Below are 18,023 nucleotides of genomic sequence, written 5' to 3'. Positions count from 1 at the left end.
ACCAATCTTCCACCGCCGCCGCGACTCCATCGAAGCCCACCTGACCATCGTATTCGCCGCCCTCGCGATCGCCCGCGACCTTCAGAACGCGACCGGCTACTCGATCAAGAAGATCATCCAACACCTACGCCGCATTCACACCGTCGTCGTTGACGTCAACGGCCACCAAATCACCGCCCGCACGCCACTCGACGCCGACGCCACAGCGATCCTCGACGCCCTCAAATCCAGGCACTAAAGAGGTCCAACTCAGGCCTGACCGGCGGCACCACGCGCACGGTGACGAACTGCGGACCGAGATACTCGCGGCAGTTCAACACCGTGGCGACCTCGATGCCGCGGGTCACGACGCCCCAGTCAGCCGATACCGAGGATCTTGTCCCGATTCGCGATGATCTCGCCCTTGATGTCGGCGAAGATCTGCGTCACGACCTCTTTGTGGTTCGGCCGATTGATATGCAGCCACTGCCCCGCCGCATACTCGCAGACAACATCGGAGTCGCTCGCCTCCGGGCCCATTGCGTCTCGCACTTTGAGGTACAGCGGGTCCGTGGCGAAGTCCGGTGCGTACTTCTCCAACCAGGCCGCGACCTTCGGGCCATCGCGGTTGACGAGACTTTCGAATTCGGCCAGCTGCGCATCGGTGAGCCCTGCGGACAGCGCCTCGCCGGTCCGCTGCTCGAGCGTCGAGTACACCTGCTCGAGGAAGGGCTTGCGCTGCTCTTTGGGAAGATCGCCCAGCCCGATCTCGGCCAAGAAGTCGTCGTTCAGTTCCATCGTCTCGTTCTCCTTCGTCCGCGGCCTGTGTTGCCGCCCACCATTCCTACCGTTTCCCCACACGGCAGGCGGTAGTACACGAACGAGACGACGGCACCCCGTCTACGGAACGCGCGCGTCGAGCGGCAGGCCCGCGGCGAGCGGGGAGCGCCTCCGCAGCCCGCCGTCGGATGCAGTGACCCGCTTGCGATGGACGCGTCCGCGCGCCGTCCCGACCGGGGTGGACGCGCCCGTGCCGCCGTTCACTTCGATCCAGCCGTCAGCGATCATCTGCAACAGCAGTTGGGTCTTGTTCAGCACCGGCCGGCCGGCGGCGCTGTATCGCTGGGTGGCGCGGCGGTAGTGCGTCCGCACCGTGCTCGCGGCAACGAAGTGCTCGTCGGCGGTCTCGTCGACCGTGGCGCCGAGCACGTAGGTGGTCAGCACTTCACGCTCACGGCGTGAGATCTGGACGCGGCCCGTCGGCGCTCCCAGCGTGGCGATCAGCAGAGCACTCACCAGATCCGCCGCCCCGTCCGCATCCGGCAGGTGCCGGAAGCCGCTCAGGACCGCTGCCGACTCGTCACCGCCGATCACCAACACCCGCGAGGCGGTCGACCACGACAGTTCCGCGTCGAGCGCGCGATCGCCTCCGCAAGCAAGAATCACCGGGGGCAGGTCGGTGACGGGGTCGAGGAGATCGACGACCACCGCCCGATAGCCGGCGCCGAGCACCCATGCGGTGAGCATCTCCCGCTGCCACGGGCTGGACGCCCACACACCTACCCGTTGCTCGACACGTTCGTCAGACACCATTGTCTCCCACCGTTTTGTCCTACTTTCCGATGACAAACGCTAGGGCGGTACGACGCGACGTCGTAGACACAAATCTCAGCGTCGTCCAAAGCGTTGACAACAGTTCCGGCGTCACCCGAACTGGGACGGTGGGGCCTCATCTCGCGGAAGCCAAGTGGCCCTTCTGGTCATACTCGGCACGAACGATGTGATCGCCGTCGGCGTGGAGGATCGTCGCCAACACCTGCCGACCAGGCGGAAGGATGCGGATCGTGACGGTTCCCTGCGCGGCGTCCTGCAGTGCGGGAATCACGTTCTCGAGGATGCGTGCCCGGACCTGCGTTGGCGCACCGGTGAGCCCGTAATCGTCGAGAAGCACTACCTCCACGCCTCTCTCACGCGCCCGCCAAGCGGCGTCGAGCACCTCGGGGGTGTCCAGGGCGCGGGCGCGCAGCGAGTCGCGTAGACCGGCTTCGACGAGCCCACACTCCAGTTGGTCGGCGGGCGTGATCTCCTGCGGCATCGCGAGACGCTCCAGCAGTGGCCGTACCCGGGCATCCAGTCGGAGAAGCTGGCGGTCGCGTTCCTCGCGGACTGCGCGCAACGCGGCCTGGTTGGCCACCTCCGCGGTAGAGGCCTGCCGCAGCAGGAAGATGTCCCGCGCCGCGGGCCGAATCGTACGGGCGAAGAAGGTGGCCATCACCAGGGGCGCGAAGTTCACCAAGGTCACGCCGAGAGCGAAGCCCACGCCCTTCCCGGCGACCTCGGCCCACACCACAAACAAACCGACCGTCGCGGCAAGCGACGCCCACGCCGACCACACCCGCCCGCGGACACACAGATAGGCGGCGAGGCCGGTGGCGGCCGTCGGCGGCCACAGTTGCAACGAGATGAGGTCGTCGACGTCCAGTTGCGGGTAGACGATCGCTCCGGCCACCGGCCCGGCCAGCGCGACGAAGGCCGTCCACGGCACCGACAGCGGATCGCTGGGCGCGCGGATCAATCCGAGGGCGGCCACACCGATCAGGGTCAACGCCACTGCCTGGGGCCAGAGTCGCCCCTGGGGCGCAGTGATCAGTCCGACCAGACTGAACGTCGCGATGAAGAACGCGACCATGACCGCGGCGGCCGGTGTCCGCAGTCCCATCAGCTCCCGGATGTCGCCGACCTCGTCGGCCGTCGTTGCCGTCTCGCTCACTCGCGCTCCCATCCGAGCCGAACCACGGTGCCCGCACCCGGGGCGGATTCGACGGCGCCCGAGCCACCCGGCAGACTCGCCATGCGGCCGACGATGCTGACGGCGATGCCCAGCCGCTGCGCCAGCACGCGCGCCGGGTCGAACCCCGCGCCGTCGTCCCGGACGAGCACCACGAGCGCGTCGGATCCGACCGTTCCCTCGATGGTGCGCCGCGCCGCGGGTCCGGCATGCCGCACGCAGTTGCGGAGTGCCTCGGCGACCGCGGCCCCCAGCGTCCGGACCACCGCGCCGGGAATCGGCGTCGCGTCGTCCGCGTCGGCACGCACCGCGAACTCCGCTCCTACGTCGGCGTCCGCCGCAGCACCGCGGAGGTAGACCAGCGCCTGCCCGGGCGTGAACGAGCCGTCGTTCGCACCATGGGTCACGATGGCATCCAGCTCAGCCAGCGTCTGCGCGGCGAGTTCAGGAACATTGCCGTGGCCATCCGGCCGCGAGGCGGCCAGCAACGTCGCCATCACACTGTCGTGGATCAGCGCATCGATGCGCTCGCGCTCCACCGCCCGCGCCGCCTGCGCAGCTGTCGTCGACGCCTCCAGGTGCGTCGCTTCGGTGGTGTCGTCGAGCACGCGTCCGGTGCGCAGCGCCATCGCCGCACCGCCGAGGAAGATGCTGGAGAACACGATGGAGAACACGATCTCGAGGAGCAGCGTCGTCGGCGACATCCCGTCACGCGCCGCGTAATTGATCAACTGAACCGCGGTGGATCCCACCACCAGGTGCAGCACCGCCCACCCCACCGGCCACGCGACCACTGCCGCCAGACTCGCCAAACCGGGAAAGGCGCCCAGCCAGCCCCCTTCGGAGAGGGAGAGACTCGGACCCGTCCAAGCGAAGGCCCATGACGCCAGGGCAGCCAGATAGGTCAGCGCGGCGGTCGTCGACACCGCCTTCAGGACCCGAATCGGTCGTCGACGAGCCACGACCACGAGGAGCAGGCCCGGGCCGAAGACGATCACCACGATCGTCGGCGTCCACCACCCGGCCATGCGTGACGCGAAGTCGGCGATGGGACCCGCAAGCATCAGCAGATACCCGAGGTAGCCGACGCCGACGAAGAGCCCGAACAATCGGGTGACACGGTCCAGGTTGGCCCAGCGCGGGGCCGCCCGGAGGTCCGACGTCACCGACCACGCTCGGGGATCGGCAGGAACCCGTCCTCGACGGCGCGCTGATACAGGTCCACTTTCGTTCCGGCTGGTCGCCCAGCCGCCGCGTACTTGGACCGGATTCGACGCACATAGTCGTTCACCGTCTCGGTGGACAGCCCGGTCAGGCGCGCGACCCGATCAGCCTTCTCTCCCGAGGCATACAGTGCGAGCACCTCCTGCTGACGCGGACTGAGGTTCACCGCGTCCAGATCGGGATCGCCGTCGACGGCGGCGGCCCACTCGGTGGTGACCACCGCTTCGCCGTCGGCGGCCGCGACGATGGCGTCTAGCGCCAGCTCGACCGGTGCCGACTTCCGCACGATCCCCAACACTCCGGCCTTGGCGGCCAGGCGAACCAGATAGGGGTTCTCGGCACAGGTGTAGACGAGCACCGAATGACCCGCCGCATGCAGTGCTTCGATGTTCGCCGTGGGCGACGAGCCGTCGGACAACCGCAGATCCAACAGGACCAGATCGAGTTCCGGTTGCTGAGTCAGCAACCCCGGCACGGTGTCCGACGACGCCACCAACTCCAACTCGGGCCGATCAGCGAACATCGCGCCGACGCCGAGCACCATCGATTGATGGTCTTCGACGAACCCGATTCGTTTGCCCATAGAAGTAGATTGAACACCACAGCAATTGCCCATATGCGGCACCGGCGAGTAGACCCGCACCATGTCCTCCATTAGGAGGACATCAAGGTCAGCGCGCTGGAGCGAGTAGTCGTACCCCGCGACCACCCGTAGTGACGACTGCGCCCCGATACTTCGCGAGGAAGTCCCGGGGCGCGATGTCGGTTCGCGGGCGCGCCGCGCCGTCGATCAGTCGGTGCCGAACTCCATGGCCGCACGGTCGAGCATCTCCGCGGCGGCGTCCTCGGGACCTTGGCCGGCGGCGATGGCGTCCGCGCCACCCTCCGAGAGCTCACCGATGAGGTCGGCGGTCGCGCCGCCGACGATGCCGATCGCGGCGTACTGCTCGAGTCGGCTGCGCGAGTCGGCGATGTCCAGGTTGCGCATCGTCAGCTGACCGATGCGGTCGGACGGGCCGAAGGCCGAATCGCCCACGCGCTCCATCGACAGCTTGTCCGGGTGGTAGCTGAACGACGGACCGGAGGTTTTGACGATCTGGTAGTCGTCGCCGCGACGCAGCCGCACGGTCACCTCGCCGGTGATCGCCGAGGCCACCCAGCGCACCAGCGCCTCACGCTGCATGAGCGCCTGCGAATCCATCCAGCGGCCCTCATACATCAGGCGGCCTAGACGACGACCCTCGTTGTGGTAGGTCGCGACGGTGTCCTCGTTGTGAATGGCGTTCACGAGGCGCTCGTAGGTGATGTGCAGGAGCGCCATGCCCGGGGCCTCGTAGATGCCGCGGGACTTGGCCTCGATGATGCGGTTCTCGATCTGGTCGGAGACGCCGAGTCCGTGGCGGCCGCCGATCTCGTTGGCCTTCATCACCAGGTCGACGGCCGAGGCGAAACGCTCACCGTTGATGGCTACGGGACGACCCTGCTCGTAGGTGACCGTGACTTCTTCGGTGATCACCTCGACGTCTTCGCGCCACGCGGGCACGCCCATGATCGGCTCGACGATGTCGATGCCCTGATCCAGGTGCTCGAGCACCTTGGCCTCGTGGGTGGCGCCCCAGATGTTGGCGTCGGTCGAGTACGCCTTCTCAGCGGAGTCGCGGTACGGTAGGTCGCGCGCCTGCAGCCACTCGCTCATCTCGGTGCGACCGCCGAGCTCCTCGACGAAGTCGGCGTCGAGCCACGGCTTGTAGATCTGCAGGTTCGGGTTCGCCATCAGGCCGTAGCGGTAGAACCGCTCGATGTCGTTGCCCTTGTAGGTGGAACCGTCGCCCCAGATGTTGACGCCGTCGTCCTTCATGGCGCGCACCAGCAGCATGCCGGTCACGACACGCCCGAGCGGGGTGGTGTTGAAGTAGGTCTTCCCGCCGCTGCGGATGTGGAAGGCGCCGCACTGCAGGGCGGCGATGCCCTCTTCGACCAGCGCCTCGCGGCAGTCGACCAGGCGGGAGAGCTCAGCCCCGTATTCCAGCGCGCGGTCGGGCACCGAATCGATGTCCGGCTCGTCGTACTGACCGAGGTTGGCGGTGTAGGTGCAGGGAATCGCGCCCTTTTCGCGCATCCACGCGACGGCGACGGAGGTGTCAAGGCCGCCGGAGAAGGCGATACCGACACGCTCACCAATGGGCAGCGAGCTCAGGACTTTCGACATAGAACCAGGATAGAGGCCCTCCCCGCCGCAACTGAAACCGAGTCGGCACGTCCCTGGTCAGCGCACGATTCGACACCTGCATATAGCGCATAGACGTTCCGTAGTATCCGACGTACAATCCTCCGTCTTTCGATGGATGAGAAGATAGGTCGTGCCCGACTAACGTCCTAGTCATGACTACTGTCCAGAATTCTGCGCCGGAGCCCCCGGAGCACTTGCAGGGCTCCCGCCGTTGGTGGGCGCTCGGCGTGCTCTCGCTGGGTCTGGCGATGATCGTGATGGACGGCACCATCGTCGCCGTCTCGCTGCCGACCATCATCGACGACCTCCACCTCGACCTCACCGACGGACAGTGGATCAACTCCCTGTACGCGATCGTGCTCGCGGCCCTGCTGCTGACCGCCGCAGCACTCGGCGACCGGTTCGGTCGCCGGAACATCTTCATCATCGGTATCGCCCTGTTCATCGGCGGCAGCACCTGGGCCGCCCTCAGCGGTAGCGCCGAACTGCTGATCAGCGCCCGCGTCCTCCAGGGCATCGGCGGCGCGTGCATTCTGCCGTCGACGCTGGCCACGGTCAGCGACACCTTCCGCGGCAAGGCCCGCGCCGCTGCCTTCGGCGTGTGGGGCGCCGTGATCTCCGGCGCGGCCGCGCTCGGCCCGCTGCTCGGTGGCTGGCTCACCAGCTCCTTCTCGTGGGAGTGGATCTTCTGGGTCAACGTGCCGGTCGGTCTCGTGCTGATCGTCGCCGCCTTCATCGTGGTCCCCGAGACCCGCTCGCCGGTGCAGCGTCGCGGCTCCCATCGGCGACCTGCACATCCTCGGCTTCACGTGGTCGCGGGACATGCCGATCTCGATTGTCCCGGTGGCGCTGCTGATCTCGATCGTGGCGCTCGTGCTGTTCATGTTCTGGGAGCGTCACCGCGCCCAGAATCAACGTGCCGCTCTGCTCGACCTGAACCTGTTCTTCATCCCCACCTTCAGCTGGGGCAATGTGGCCGCGATGATGATCGCCATCGGCGAGTTCGGTTTGATCTTCGTGCTGCCGCTCTACCTGATCAACGCGGTGGGCCTGGGCACGATGACGGCCGGTTACGTCCTGGCGGCGATGGCCGCGGGCGCGTTCTTCTCCGGCGCCATGGCCCGCCACGTGGCCGCGGTGATCGGCGCGGCCGGCACCGTCCTGGTGGGCGTCCTGCTGGAGTTCATCGGCGTGATCACGTTGGGCCTCACCATTCACGCGAACTCGTCGGTGTGGATGATCGCCGGCATCCTGTTGATCTACGGCACCGGTCTGGGCTTGGCCTCGGCCCAGTTGACAAGCACCGTCCTGCGCGACATCCCGCTGGACGCGTCCGGCCAGGGCTCGGCCACGCAGAGCACGGTCCGGCAGATCGGTTCGGCCTTCGGCGCCGCGATCATGGGCTCGGTGCTGTCCATCGGCCTGGGGCACTTCCTGACCTCGCTGTCCGGTCCCGCCGGTGCGATGGCCGAGGCCACGCGCAGCTCCGCGGGCGGTGTGATCACCGCGCTGCGTGAGCACGGCGGCGAAGAAGCCGTGGTCCGGGCCCTGTCGGACGGTTTCGCCGACGCCACCCGGTGGACGCTCTACGCCACGTCGATCTTCCTGTTCCTCGGCTTCGCCGCGTCCGTGGCGGTGTGGTTCGCCTCGCGCAAGGCGCCGGAGGATCCGATCGCCGACGACGAGGATGCCCCCGAGCCGGATCCGGTTCCGGCGACGGTCTCCTGACCCTCTGATGCACTCGACCCCCGGCCCTGATGGGCCGGGGGTCGAGTGCTTGCTGGACCGGAAAGGTCAGAAGCCGCCGTCGAGGAAGTCCGCGTAGGCCGGCAGGTCGAGCTGACCGTGGCCGGACAGGCCGATCACGACGACCTCTTCCTTGTCGCTGTTCGCCACGTGCGCGGCGCAGGCGGCGATCGCGTGGGTCGACTCCGGCGCGGGCACGATCCCCTGCGTCCGGGCGAACTGCACGCCCGCGGAGAAGGCGTCGTGCTGGTCGACGGCGATGCCCTCCACCAGGCCGAGCTCCACCGTGTGGCTCAGCGCAGGCGCCATGCCGTGGTAGCGCAGACCGCCGGCGTGGATCGGGTCCGGCACGAAATCCATGCCCAGCGTGTGCATCTTCAGCAGCGGCGTCAGGCCGGCCACGTCACCGTGGTCGTAGCGGTACTCGCCCTGCGTGATCGACGGGCAGGCGCTCGGCTCCGCGGCGACGATGCGCGGGTTGCTGCGGCCGTGGATCTTCTCCCGCAGGAACGGGAACGCCAGACCCGCGAGGTTGGATCCGCCTCCGGCACAACCGAAGACGACATCGGCGCCGCCGGGCTCCACGGCGTACAGCTGGTCGACGGCCTCCTGGCCGATGACGCTCTGGTGCAGCACCACATGGTTCAGCACACTGCCGAGCGCGTAGCGGGTGTCCGGGTTCTGCGCGGCCACCTCGACGGCCTCGCTGACGGCCATGCCGAGGCTGCCGGTGGTGTGCGGATCCTTCGCGAGCATCGCGCGGCCGGCCTCGGTGAGGTCGGAGGGGCTCGGGTGCAGGGTGCCGCCGTAGGTGCGAATCAGGAAGCCGCGGTAGGGCTTCGAGTCGTACGAGGCGCGGACCTGCCACACCTCCACGTCGACCCCAAACTGCGCGCCGGCAAAGGCGAGCGCGCTGCCCCACTGACCGGCGCCGGTCTCGGTGGTGAGCTTCTTGACCCCGTCCAGGCTGTTGTAATACGCCTGCGCCACAGCCGAATTCGTCTTGTGGCTGCCGACCGGGCTGACGCCCTCGTACTTGACGTAGATGCGCGCCTTGGTGTTCAGCGCCTCCTCGAGACGGCGGGCACGCAGCAGCGGCGACGGCCGCCACATCTTGTAGATCTCGCGGACCGGCTCGGGGATCGGCACGTAGACCTCGTCGGTCACTTCCTGCGCGATCAGACCCGACGCGAAGAGCGGAGCGAGATCCTCCGGCCCCACGGGCTCCTTGGTGCCCGGGTGCAGGTGCGGCGGGATCGGCGTATCCAGCTCGGCGGCCAGGTTGTACCAGTGCGTCGGTACGTCCACCGTCACCAGCTCGGGGTTGGAAGCGTCAACATTGCTAGTCATGGCAGTCACTGTAATGGGCAGTGGGATCGGCCACACTTGGGGATATGACGACTGCAGCGGCATGGATGGCGCACGGCTTCACCGGGCTCGACGACTTCGTCCTCGATCAGCGCGCGGTCCCGGCTCCCGGCCCCGGGGAGATCACCGTGGCGATCTCCGCCGCCGGGGTGAATCCGGCCGATCTCAAGCATGTGCGACGCGCCGCCGATCCCGCCCTGCTGCCGATGCCGATCGGCTACGAGATCGCCGGGACGGTGACCGCGGTGGGCCCCGGAGCACGACTTGGCTGCGGCACCGACGGGCCTGCCGCGCTCGGACGACGGGTCGCGGCGTTCCGGGTGCACGGTGGCTACGCCGAGGCGCTGACCTTCCCGGCCGCGGACGCCTTCGTCCTGGCCGAGACCGTCGACGACGAGTCCGCCGCCGGACTGCTGCTGGCCGGCTGCACGGCGGCCGAACTACTGCACCGCTGCGGAGCGACGGCCGGGCAGGCCGTGGTGCTGCACGGCGCCTCGGGCGCGGTGGGGACCACGCTGCTGCAGTTGGCGCGGCGCGCGGGCGTCGTCGTGATCGGCACCGCCGGACCGCAGCGGCAGGAGGCGGTGCGCCGCTTCGGGGGCATCCCGGTGCCCTACGGTCCCGGTCTGACCGCACGCATCCGCGCCGTCGCCCCCGGCCCGATCACCGCCGCGCTCGACTGCGCCGGGACGCCGGAGGCCATCGCGACCAGGCTGGAACTGGTGGCCGACCGGGCGCGGATCATCACCGTCGCCGCGGCGCCCGCCGCCAGTGAGCACGGCCTGGTCTTCCTGTCCGGCAGTCAGCCGGACAGCGCCGCGTTCCGCGACGGCGTCCGCGGCGAGCTGCTCCACCTGCTCGCCGCGGGCGCACTCGAAGTACCGATCGCCCGCACCTTCGACCTGCGCGCCGCCCGCGACGCACTCGAACTGGTCGCGCTCTCCGGCTCGCACGGAAAAGTGGTGCTGCGGATCAGCGGGCCACCAGAATCGGCAGCACCCCGGGACGAATCGACACGCTGACCGGCGGTGCGCTGAGATAGTCGCCGTCGGTGTGCACCGGGAGGTCGGCGTCGCCGATCAACTCGACGTGCGAGGCGGACACGATCTCGACGTATTCGCGGCCCACGTGCGCTCCGACCTTGGCCTCCTTCATCAGCGGCGCCAACTGGAGCGAGTGCACGTGGCCGTGCACGATCAGCACCTCCAACCGGCCGCTGTCGACCGACGCCGTCGGCACCATGCGGAGCCCGTGGCCGTAGTCGCCGGAGTTGGCCACCACCACGAAGTGGGCGAGTTCGTCGCGCACCTCGCCGTCGATCCTCAGGCGAACCTTCATCGGCTTCCACCGCAGGGCGGTGAGGACCGGCGCGACGCGATAGGCCAGCGGGCCCATCCACCGCAGATCGTTGATCAGCTCGGTGGCCACCGAGTCCAGGCCCACGTAGAGATTGCCGATCGCCACGTGCGACGAACCGTCCGGCACCTCCACATCGAGGACGTCGACCATCCGGTACACGCCGTTCGCGATCACCGCGGCGATCTCGACCGGATCCTCCGGCAGACGGAGGTGGCGCGCCAGGTCGTTGCCGCGCCCGGCGGCGGCGATCCCCAGGCGGGCACCCGGGGTGTGCAGGACGCCTTCGGCGACGTCGCGGATGTGTCCGTCACCGCCGACGGCGACGGTGATCGCACCGCGCGCGGCGGCCGCGGCGGCCACCTCGGTGGCGTGCGCGGAGCTCTGCGACTCGATCTCGGTGATGTCGGTGTATCCCCGCTCGGCCAAGGCCGCCGCCACCGCGGGCCACTGTTTGTGCGCGGCACCGCCCCCGGAGATGGGGTTGATCACCGCGACGATGGGCTGTTCGCCCCGCTCGGTCCTACCCTGCCCGGTGCTCATGGCAACAGGATCCCAGGACTCAGGAGCCCGTCGGGGTCGATCGCGTTCTTGACCGCACGCAACGCCGCGACCTGCACCTCGCCGATCTCCTGCAGGTAGGTCTCCCGGTGGTCGGTGCCGATCGCGTGATGGTGCGTGATCGACGCGCCGGCCGCACGGATGGCGGCGTTCGCGGCGCGCTTGGCCGCGCCCCACTGTGCCAGCGGGTCTTCCAGCGCCTTGGCGATCACGGTGAAGTACAGCGAGGCGCCCGTCGGGTAGACGTGCGAGATGTGGCACATCACCACCGCCGGGGTACCGGCCGCGCCGAGCGTCTCGGTGATCGAAGCGGTCACGTCGGCCTTGAGGCGGTCGATGTTGGACCAGAAGGTGACCGTTTCCAGCGTCTCCACCAGTGCGCCGGCGTCGAGCAGCGGGTCACGCAGGTAGGGGCCGCGGAAGCGGCCGAGACGCCAGTGCTCGCCGGGCTCGGTGCCCAGCGCGGTGCCGCCGAGGTCGGCGATCCGGGCGCTCACGTAGGTGTCGCGGCAGTCCACGTCGGCCTCGTCGCCTTCGAAGCCGACCACCATCAGGCAGCCGCCGACCGGACCGGACGACGAGGCGCTGCCCGCGCCGGATGGATTCGCCAGGTTCAGGCCGGTCTCGGCCTCGTCGGACAGGCGCAGCACCGTCGGACGCACGTTGCCCTGGGCGATCGCGCGCATCGCGGCGGCGCCGGCGGCGAAGTCGGGGAAGTGCCAGCCGTAGAAGCGGCGCACGGCCGGGACCGGATGCACGCGCACCCGCACGGCGGTGACGACGCCGAGCGCTCCCTCGCTGCCGAGGAAGAGCTGCCGGAGATCGGGGCCGGCCGCCGACTTGGGCGCGGTGCCGATCTCGGCGGTGCCGATCGGGGTGGCCACGGTGAGGCCGACGACCATCTCGTCGAAGCGTCCGTAGCCGATCGACGACTGACCGGCCGACCGGGTCACGGCGCAGCCGCCGACGGTGGCGCCCTCGTAGGACTGCGGGAAGTGACCGATCTCGAAGCCGCGCTCGCCGACCAGGCGCTCGGCGTCCGGCAGCCGGGTGCCGGCCGCGAAGGTGGCGATCTGCGAGACCCCGTCGAAGTCGAGCAGCCCGGTCAGTTCCCGCAGGTCGAGACTGATCACCGGCTTTCCGCGACCCGGCGCCATGCCGCCGGTCACCGAGGTGCCGCCGGCGAACGGGTTCAGGGTGAGGCCGCGGTCCGCGCATACCGCCAGCACCGCGGTCACCTGATCGGCGGTGGTCGGCGCGACCACCGCGTCCGGGGCGTCGCTGCCGTCGCCCTCGCGGAACTTCAGCAAGTCGGGGGTGGAGAAGCCGCGCAGGCGGGCCCGGCGGTCGGCGTCGTCGGTCGCGACCACGGCGCCGGTGGCCGTCAGGGCGGCGACGGTGTCGTCGTCGATCCGCGTGGCGGGCAGCACCGGCTCGACCGCGGCGGGAGCCGACTCGGAGATGCCGAGCATCGTGAGGGCGCCGAGTACGGACTCGGAAAGGTGCATCGGCTCGGCCGGATTGCCCCAGCGGCCGGGCTGAAAGTCGACGACGTCGACATCGATCTCACTGCGCGTCATGGTGTTCTCCCGTGTCGGATTTGCTGATACAGTGTGACATATGGTGTCGCAGCAAATCAACGACGACGGTTCGCCCGCTCGACGTACGGCCGCCAACGCGATCAGTGAGGACGTCATTCTCGATGCGGCGGCCAAGCTCATGGCCACGATCGGCATCCGCCGCACCACCATGGCCGACGTCGCTCGCGCCGCCGAGGTCTCCCGCGCCACGCTCTACCGACGTTTCCCCAACGTCACCGCACTCGCCGCACAGGTCACCACCCGCGAGTTCCAGCGCGTGGCGGCCGCGGCCCGCCTGGATATCAGCGGGCCCGACCTGCCCTCCCGCGACGCCCTCATCGACGCCCTGGTGCACCTGGTGCGCGAAGCACGACGACACCCCCTGCTGCAGCGCATCATCGAACTCGATCCGGAGTTTCTGACGCCGTACCTGATTCAGCGCGGCGGCCGCACCTCGCACGGACAGCTCACCGACCTCACCGCCCTGATCACCGTCGCCCAGGGCTACGGACAGATCCGCGCGGGCACACCGTCGCGGATGGCCGCGACCGTGCTTCAGATGGCCTGGTCGTTCGCCCTCACCGGCCCGGTCTTCGTGACCGACGACCACGGTGACCCCGATACCGAAATGCTCGACGCCGAACTCACCGACCTGCTCGAAAGGTACTTGCGCCCATGACCTCCTCACCCCAGTCGCCCGCCGAGGCGCTCGCCGTGCACCCCGCCATCGACACGGCCACCCTGCTGTCGCCGGCGCGCCGCGCCGAGGACCTGCGCCGGTTGACCGAGTCGCCCTCGGTCGACCTCGTGGTGATCGGCGGCGGCGTCACCGGCGCCGGCGTGGCACTCGACGCCGCCGCCCGCGGCCTGACCACCGTGCTCATCGAACGTCGCGACCTCGCCTTCGGCACCAGCCGCTGGTCGTCCAAGCTGGTCCACGGCGGCCTGCGCTACCTCGCCTCCGGCGCGGTGGGCATCGCCTACGAGAGCGCGGTGGAACGCGACTCGCTGATCTGCCGGATCGCCCCGCACCTGGTGCACCCCCTGCCGCAGGTGGTCCCGCTGCTGCCGAGCATGAAGTTCTTCGACACCGCCCTCACGTGGACCGGCTTCCTCGCCGGCGACGCCCTCCGCATCGCCGCGCGCACGCCGTCGCGCACCCTGAACCGGTCGCGCCGCATCAAGGCCGAGAAGGTCACCGCGCTGGCACCCACCGTCGCCCGCGACGGACTGCGCGGCGGGTTGCTGAACTGGGACGGGCAGCTGAACGACGACGCCCGCCTCGTGGTCGGCCTCGCGCGGACCGCGGCCGGACTGGGCGCGACGATCCTCACCCACGCCACCGCCTCGGACGTGACCGGCACGTCGGTCACCGTGACCGACGATCTCACCGGCGAGGTGCTCACCCTCCGCGCCTCCGCGGTGGTGAACGCGACCGGCGTCTGGGCCGGGCAAATCGACTCCGAGATCTCACTGCGCCCCAGCCGCGGCACCCATCTGGTGTTCTCGCAGAAGAGCTTCGGCGGCCTGCGCGCCGGCCTCACCGTCCCGGTTCCCGGCCACTTCGGCCGCTACGTCTTCGCACTGCCGCAGGCCGACAACCTGGTGTACGTCGGGTTGACCGACGAAGAGACTCCGGGCGAGATCCCCGACGTCCCCCAGGCCGACGAGTCGGAGATCGACTTCCTGCTCGACACCATCAACCTGGCGCTCGGAACGCCGCTGACCCGCGACGACGTCCTCGGCACCTTCTCCGGGCTGCGGCCGCTGCTCGACTCGGGCGCCGGTGAGACCTCCGACGTCTCCCGCAAGCATGCCGTGCTGACCCGCGCGGACGGTCTGGTCACCGTGGTCGGCGGCAAGCTCACCACCTACCGGCGGATGGCCGAGGACGCGGTCGACGCCGCCCTCGCCGCCTCCGGGCTCACCGCCCAGGCCTGCCGCACCCGCACCCTGCCGCTGGTGGGTGCACCGACCGGCCCGAACATCCCGGGCACGCTGGCGCAGGTGTCCGCCCCCGACCGCCTCGTCGCCAAGTACGGCCTGGAGGCACCCGCGGTGCTGGCGCTGGCTGAGGCCGACCCCGCGCTGGCCGCGCCGGTGGCCCCGGACACCGAGATCACCGGCGCGGAACTGCTCTTCGGCGCGCTCGCCGAGGGCGCCCTGGACACGGCCGATCTGCTCGAACGCCGCACCCGACTGTCGCTGACGCCGACGGTCGCTACGGCGGCGACCCCGGCGGCCGAGCAGGTGTTCGCCTCACTCGAGGTGAACTGAGCCGCTCGGGTCAGGCGCGCTTGCGCGCCTTGAGCACCACGTCGTTCATGTGACGCGGTCCGGCCGTCCCACCGGCCGGTCGGCCGCGTTCGACGGTCTCCAGAATCGAGATGTCCAGGTCATCGGCGAACTGCTCGGCGACGTCCTTCGGCTGGAAGTACGCGTCCGGGTCATGGCCGTGCGCACGGATGCCCTCGGCATCGTGGGCGACCACCAGCAGGGTGCCGCCCGGAGCCAGCGCCCCGACGAGCTTCGCGATCACCCCGCGCTGGGCGATGTCGACCGGGAAATAGTGCAGCGCAACAAGATCGAAAGGCGTGCCGGGAACCTCGTCGACGGTCAGGTCGGCCTGGCGCCAGGTGATGGTTTCACGTGAATCGATGGCGACGGCGCGGTCGATCGCCACCTGCGAGATGTCGACGGCCACCACTTCCCAGCCCCGGTCGGCCAGCCAGCGCGCGTCCGCGCCCTCCCCGCTGCCGACGTCCAGCGCACGTCCCGGCGTCAGCTCCGCGGCCTCGCGCAGCAGCGCGGGGTTGGCCTGCGCGGTCCACAGCCGATCGGTGCTGCTGTACCGCTCATCCCACTCGGCGGCGCTGTGCGGGTGATCGGCGTGGTCGTGTGCATCATGTCCGTGGGTGCTCATACCCTCCAGGGTATCCCCCCGGCGGCATCGAACGGCGCAGACTGGGATCCATGACACTCCCCTTGCGCATCGGCGTCCAACTGCAGCCCCAGCACGCACCCGACTACGGGCAGATCCGGGACGCGGTGCTGCGCGCCGAAGATCTCGGCGTGGACATCGCCTTCAACTGGGATCACTTCTATCCGCTCTACGGCGACCCCGACGGCGCCCACTTCGAATGCTGGACGATGCTCGGCGCCTGGGCCGAGCAGACCGAACGCATCGAGATCGGCCCGCTGGTCACCTGCAACTCCTACCGCAATCCCGAACTGCTGGCCGACATGGCCCGCACCGTCGACCACATCAGCGGCGGCCGCCTGATTCTCGGCATCGGCAGCGGTTGGTTCGAGCGCGACTACACCGAGTACGGCTACGACTTCGGCACCAAGGGCTCCCGGCTCGACGACCTCGCCGCCTCGCTCCCGCGCATCACCGATCGCCTCGGGAAGCTCAATCCCGCTCCCCTGCGCGACATTCCGGTGATGATCGGCGGCAGCGGACCGCGCAAGACGCTGCCCCTGGTGGCGCAGTACGGCGACATCTGGCACGCCTTCGTCGGCGTCGACAGCTACCGCGAGAAGGCCGCCCTGCTCGCCGGCTACTGCGCCGACATCGGTCGCGATCCGGCCGAGATCGAGCGTTCCGCGGAGATCCGGCACAAGGGTGACGACGCCGCCACCCTCCAGTTCGCCGACGCGATCACCGCCGAGGGCGTCTCCCTCCTCACCGTGGCCACCGAGGGCCCCGACTACGACCTGTCGGCCGCCAAGCTGCTCTGCGACTGGCGCGACCGGTACCGCTAGCGCAGAGAGTGCAGGGCGGCGCGGTAGCCGCTCATGCCGTGCACTCCGCCGCCCGGCGCGGTAGCCGCCGAGCACAGGTACACCCCGGGAACCGGGGTCGCCTGCGGCGTCGGTGAGAGCACCGGGCGCTGCACCAACTGACGCAATGACGTTGCGCCGCAACCGATATCGCCGCCGACGTTGTTCTCGTTGTAGCTCTCCTGCGCGTCGGCGGTGGTGACGATCTGCTCGACGATCACGTCGCGGAAGCCCGGCGCGCAGCGTTCTATCTCGGCGACGATCGCCGCGGAGACGTCCCGGGTGCAGCCGGCCGGCACGTGGCAGTACGCCCACGCCAGGTGCGTGCCCGCCGGCGCGCGCGACGGATCGATGCGGGTCGGTTCGCCGCCGAGTACCCAGGGCCGCACCGGGATTCGTCCGGCCGCCGCAGCCGCCTCGGCGACCGCGATCTGCCGCACGTCCTCGGCGAGATGGAAGGTCGCGGTCGCGGCGAACCGCTCGTCTCGCCACGGAATGGGTTCGCTGAGCCGGAAGTCCACCTTGCAGGTGCCCGGGCCGTAGGCGAACCCCGCCAGTCGACGCCGGTACCGCGCGGGCAGACGGTCGCCCAGCACCGCGCCGAAGGTGCGGGGCGAGGTGGCGAAGAACAGCCGGGCACCGGTCGGCAACTGGGCGAAATCGCTGATCCGACAATCGGTTTCGAGGGTGCCGCCGTGTTCGGTGAGCACATCGACGAGGGCGTCGGTGATGGCTTGCGAGCCGCCCCGCGCCACCGGCCAACCGGATCCGGCCAGCGCGGCCAACAGCAGTCCGGGTGCGGAGGACGCCGCCGCCGACAGCGGACGGGCCGAGTGGGCAGCCACCCCGGCGAACAGCGTCCGCACCTCCGGCGTCCGGAACGCTCCGCGCACCAGCGCCGCCGCCGGCAATCCCGCTGCTGCCGCAAACCGGGCCGCCGCGACCGGCCGATCCGGGAGTGCGGGCAGGTTCAGCACGTCGTCGACCACTCCAGGGGCGCTGCCCGCCCAGCCGGCCACCCGTTCCCACGCCGCTGCATCCCGCGCCAACTCGTCGCCGCGTCGGCGCGCATCGCGGGCGAGACCCATCGCCCGGTCGGGGCCGTACCCGTGCACCACCGAATACGGCGGCAGCAACCACTGCAGACCGCGGGCGGTCAGATCGAGGTCGGCGAAGGCGGGCGAGACGAAGCCGGTGGGGTGCACCGCGGCGCAGACGTCGCGCCGGATCTGCGCACCGAACGCGGTGTCAGTACGCGCCCCGCCACCCGCGCGCGAAGCCGCCTCCAGCACCAGGACCCGTCGACCGGCCCGCGCCAGAACCGCCGCCGCGGTGAGACCGTTGGGTCCGGCACCCACCACCACATCGTCGTACTCCATATGGTCACTCTCCCACCACCGGTTCCGGA

The 18,023-nt window shown here is 69.8% G+C and carries 15 protein-coding genes and 2 pseudogenes; 6 read left to right on the top strand and 11 right to left on the bottom strand.

Annotated features, from left to right (window positions below; all coding sequences use genetic code 11):
* Positions 1–238 (top strand): annotated as a pseudogene (locus ABD989_RS05500) (IS1634 family transposase); the annotation flags it as partial.
* Positions 239–357: 119 nt separating this feature from the next.
* Here the strand turns inward: ABD989_RS05500 and ABD989_RS05495 are convergent.
* The 6 genes from ABD989_RS05495 to argG form a co-directional block, all read right to left on the bottom strand.
* Positions 358–777 carry a DUF5663 domain-containing protein gene (locus ABD989_RS05495; RefSeq protein WP_345312710.1) on the bottom strand — a complete coding sequence of 140 codons (420 nt, stop codon included), beginning with the start codon at positions 775–777 and terminating at the stop codon, positions 358–360.
* Between the two features lie 102 nt (positions 778–879).
* The gene (locus tag ABD989_RS05490) at positions 880–1,569 is read right to left on the bottom strand and encodes a LuxR C-terminal-related transcriptional regulator (protein ID WP_345312709.1); all 690 of its coding nucleotides are present in this window, start codon (positions 1,567–1,569) and stop codon (positions 880–882) included.
* Between the two features lie 139 nt (positions 1,570–1,708).
* Positions 1,709–2,749: a hypothetical protein gene (locus ABD989_RS05485; RefSeq protein WP_345312708.1), complete on the bottom strand. Its 1,041-nt coding sequence runs from the start codon at positions 2,747–2,749 to the stop codon at positions 1,709–1,711.
* Entirely contained in the window at positions 2,746–3,933 is a 1,188-nt protein-coding gene (locus ABD989_RS05480; protein ID WP_345312707.1) for a sensor histidine kinase, read from the bottom strand. Before ABD989_RS05480 ends, ABD989_RS05485 begins: the two co-directional genes overlap by 4 nt.
* Positions 3,930–4,574, bottom strand: coding sequence for a helix-turn-helix transcriptional regulator (locus ABD989_RS05475; protein WP_345312706.1), 645 nt, complete (start codon positions 4,572–4,574; stop codon positions 3,930–3,932). The genes ABD989_RS05480 and ABD989_RS05475 overlap by 4 nt, the downstream gene beginning before the upstream one ends.
* Positions 4,575–4,781: 207 nt before the next feature.
* The gene (argG, locus tag ABD989_RS05470) at positions 4,782–6,200 is read right to left on the bottom strand and encodes an argininosuccinate synthase (protein WP_246993021.1); all 1,419 of its coding nucleotides are present in this window, start codon (positions 6,198–6,200) and stop codon (positions 4,782–4,784) included.
* 173 nt (positions 6,201–6,373) lie between these two features.
* Here argG and ABD989_RS17730 point away from each other — a divergent pair.
* Positions 6,374–7,949: pseudogene (locus ABD989_RS17730) on the top strand (MFS transporter).
* A 66-nt stretch (positions 7,950–8,015) separates the two neighbouring features.
* Here the strand turns inward: ABD989_RS17730 and ABD989_RS05455 are convergent.
* Positions 8,016–9,317 carry a TrpB-like pyridoxal phosphate-dependent enzyme gene (locus ABD989_RS05455; RefSeq protein ID WP_246993024.1) on the bottom strand — a complete coding sequence of 434 codons (1,302 nt, stop codon included), beginning with the start codon at positions 9,315–9,317 and terminating at the stop codon, positions 8,016–8,018.
* Between the two features lie 44 nt (positions 9,318–9,361).
* Here ABD989_RS05455 and ABD989_RS05450 point away from each other — a divergent pair, with 44 nt between their 5' ends.
* Positions 9,362–10,357 carry a quinone oxidoreductase family protein gene (locus ABD989_RS05450; protein ID WP_345312704.1) on the top strand — a complete coding sequence of 332 codons (996 nt, stop codon included), beginning with the start codon at positions 9,362–9,364 and terminating at the stop codon, positions 10,355–10,357.
* Here ABD989_RS05450 and ABD989_RS05445 read toward each other — a convergent pair.
* Both ABD989_RS05445 and ABD989_RS05440 read right to left on the bottom strand, forming a co-directional pair.
* On the bottom strand, positions 10,308–11,234 hold the full coding sequence (locus ABD989_RS05445; RefSeq protein WP_345312703.1) for a diacylglycerol/lipid kinase family protein: 927 nt from the start codon (positions 11,232–11,234) through the stop codon (positions 10,308–10,310). The two genes, ABD989_RS05450 and ABD989_RS05445, sit on opposite strands and share 50 nt — an antisense overlap.
* Positions 11,231–12,832: an FAD-binding oxidoreductase gene (locus tag ABD989_RS05440; protein WP_345312702.1), complete on the bottom strand. Its 1,602-nt coding sequence runs from the start codon at positions 12,830–12,832 to the stop codon at positions 11,231–11,233. The genes ABD989_RS05445 and ABD989_RS05440 overlap by 4 nt, the downstream gene beginning before the upstream one ends.
* A gap of 40 nt (positions 12,833–12,872) precedes the next feature.
* Here ABD989_RS05440 and ABD989_RS05435 point away from each other — a divergent pair, with 40 nt between their 5' ends.
* The gene (locus tag ABD989_RS05435; protein ID WP_345312701.1) at positions 12,873–13,511 is read left to right on the top strand and encodes a TetR/AcrR family transcriptional regulator; all 639 of its coding nucleotides are present in this window, start codon (positions 12,873–12,875) and stop codon (positions 13,509–13,511) included.
* Positions 13,508–15,109: a glycerol-3-phosphate dehydrogenase/oxidase gene (locus tag ABD989_RS05430; RefSeq protein WP_345312700.1), complete on the top strand. Its 1,602-nt coding sequence runs from the start codon at positions 13,508–13,510 to the stop codon at positions 15,107–15,109. Before ABD989_RS05435 ends, ABD989_RS05430 begins: the two co-directional genes overlap by 4 nt.
* A gap of 10 nt (positions 15,110–15,119) precedes the next feature.
* Here ABD989_RS05430 and ABD989_RS05425 read toward each other — a convergent pair whose 3' ends face one another.
* Positions 15,120–15,755, bottom strand: a complete 636-nt coding sequence (locus ABD989_RS05425; protein ID WP_246993037.1) for a class I SAM-dependent methyltransferase — start codon at positions 15,753–15,755, stop codon at positions 15,120–15,122.
* Positions 15,756–15,805: 50 nt separating this feature from the next.
* Here ABD989_RS05425 and ABD989_RS05420 point away from each other — a divergent pair, with 50 nt between their 5' ends.
* A complete protein-coding gene (locus tag ABD989_RS05420) occupies positions 15,806–16,597 on the top strand; it encodes an LLM class F420-dependent oxidoreductase (protein ID WP_246993040.1) in 792 nt (263 codons plus the stop codon).
* On the opposite strand, the gene ABD989_RS05415 is transcribed toward ABD989_RS05420, so the two are convergent.
* Positions 16,594–17,994 carry a phytoene desaturase family protein gene (locus tag ABD989_RS05415; protein WP_345312699.1) on the bottom strand — a complete coding sequence of 467 codons (1,401 nt, stop codon included), beginning with the start codon at positions 17,992–17,994 and terminating at the stop codon, positions 16,594–16,596. The genes ABD989_RS05420 and ABD989_RS05415 overlap by 4 nt on opposite strands.
* Positions 17,995–18,023: the final 29 nt, after the last annotated feature.

The sequence above is a fragment of the Gordonia alkaliphila genome (assembly GCF_039542465.1).
Taxonomy (GTDB): Bacteria; Actinomycetota; Actinomycetes; order Mycobacteriales; family Mycobacteriaceae; genus Gordonia; species Gordonia alkaliphila.
This window is presented reverse-complemented; position numbering and strand designations above follow the sequence as displayed.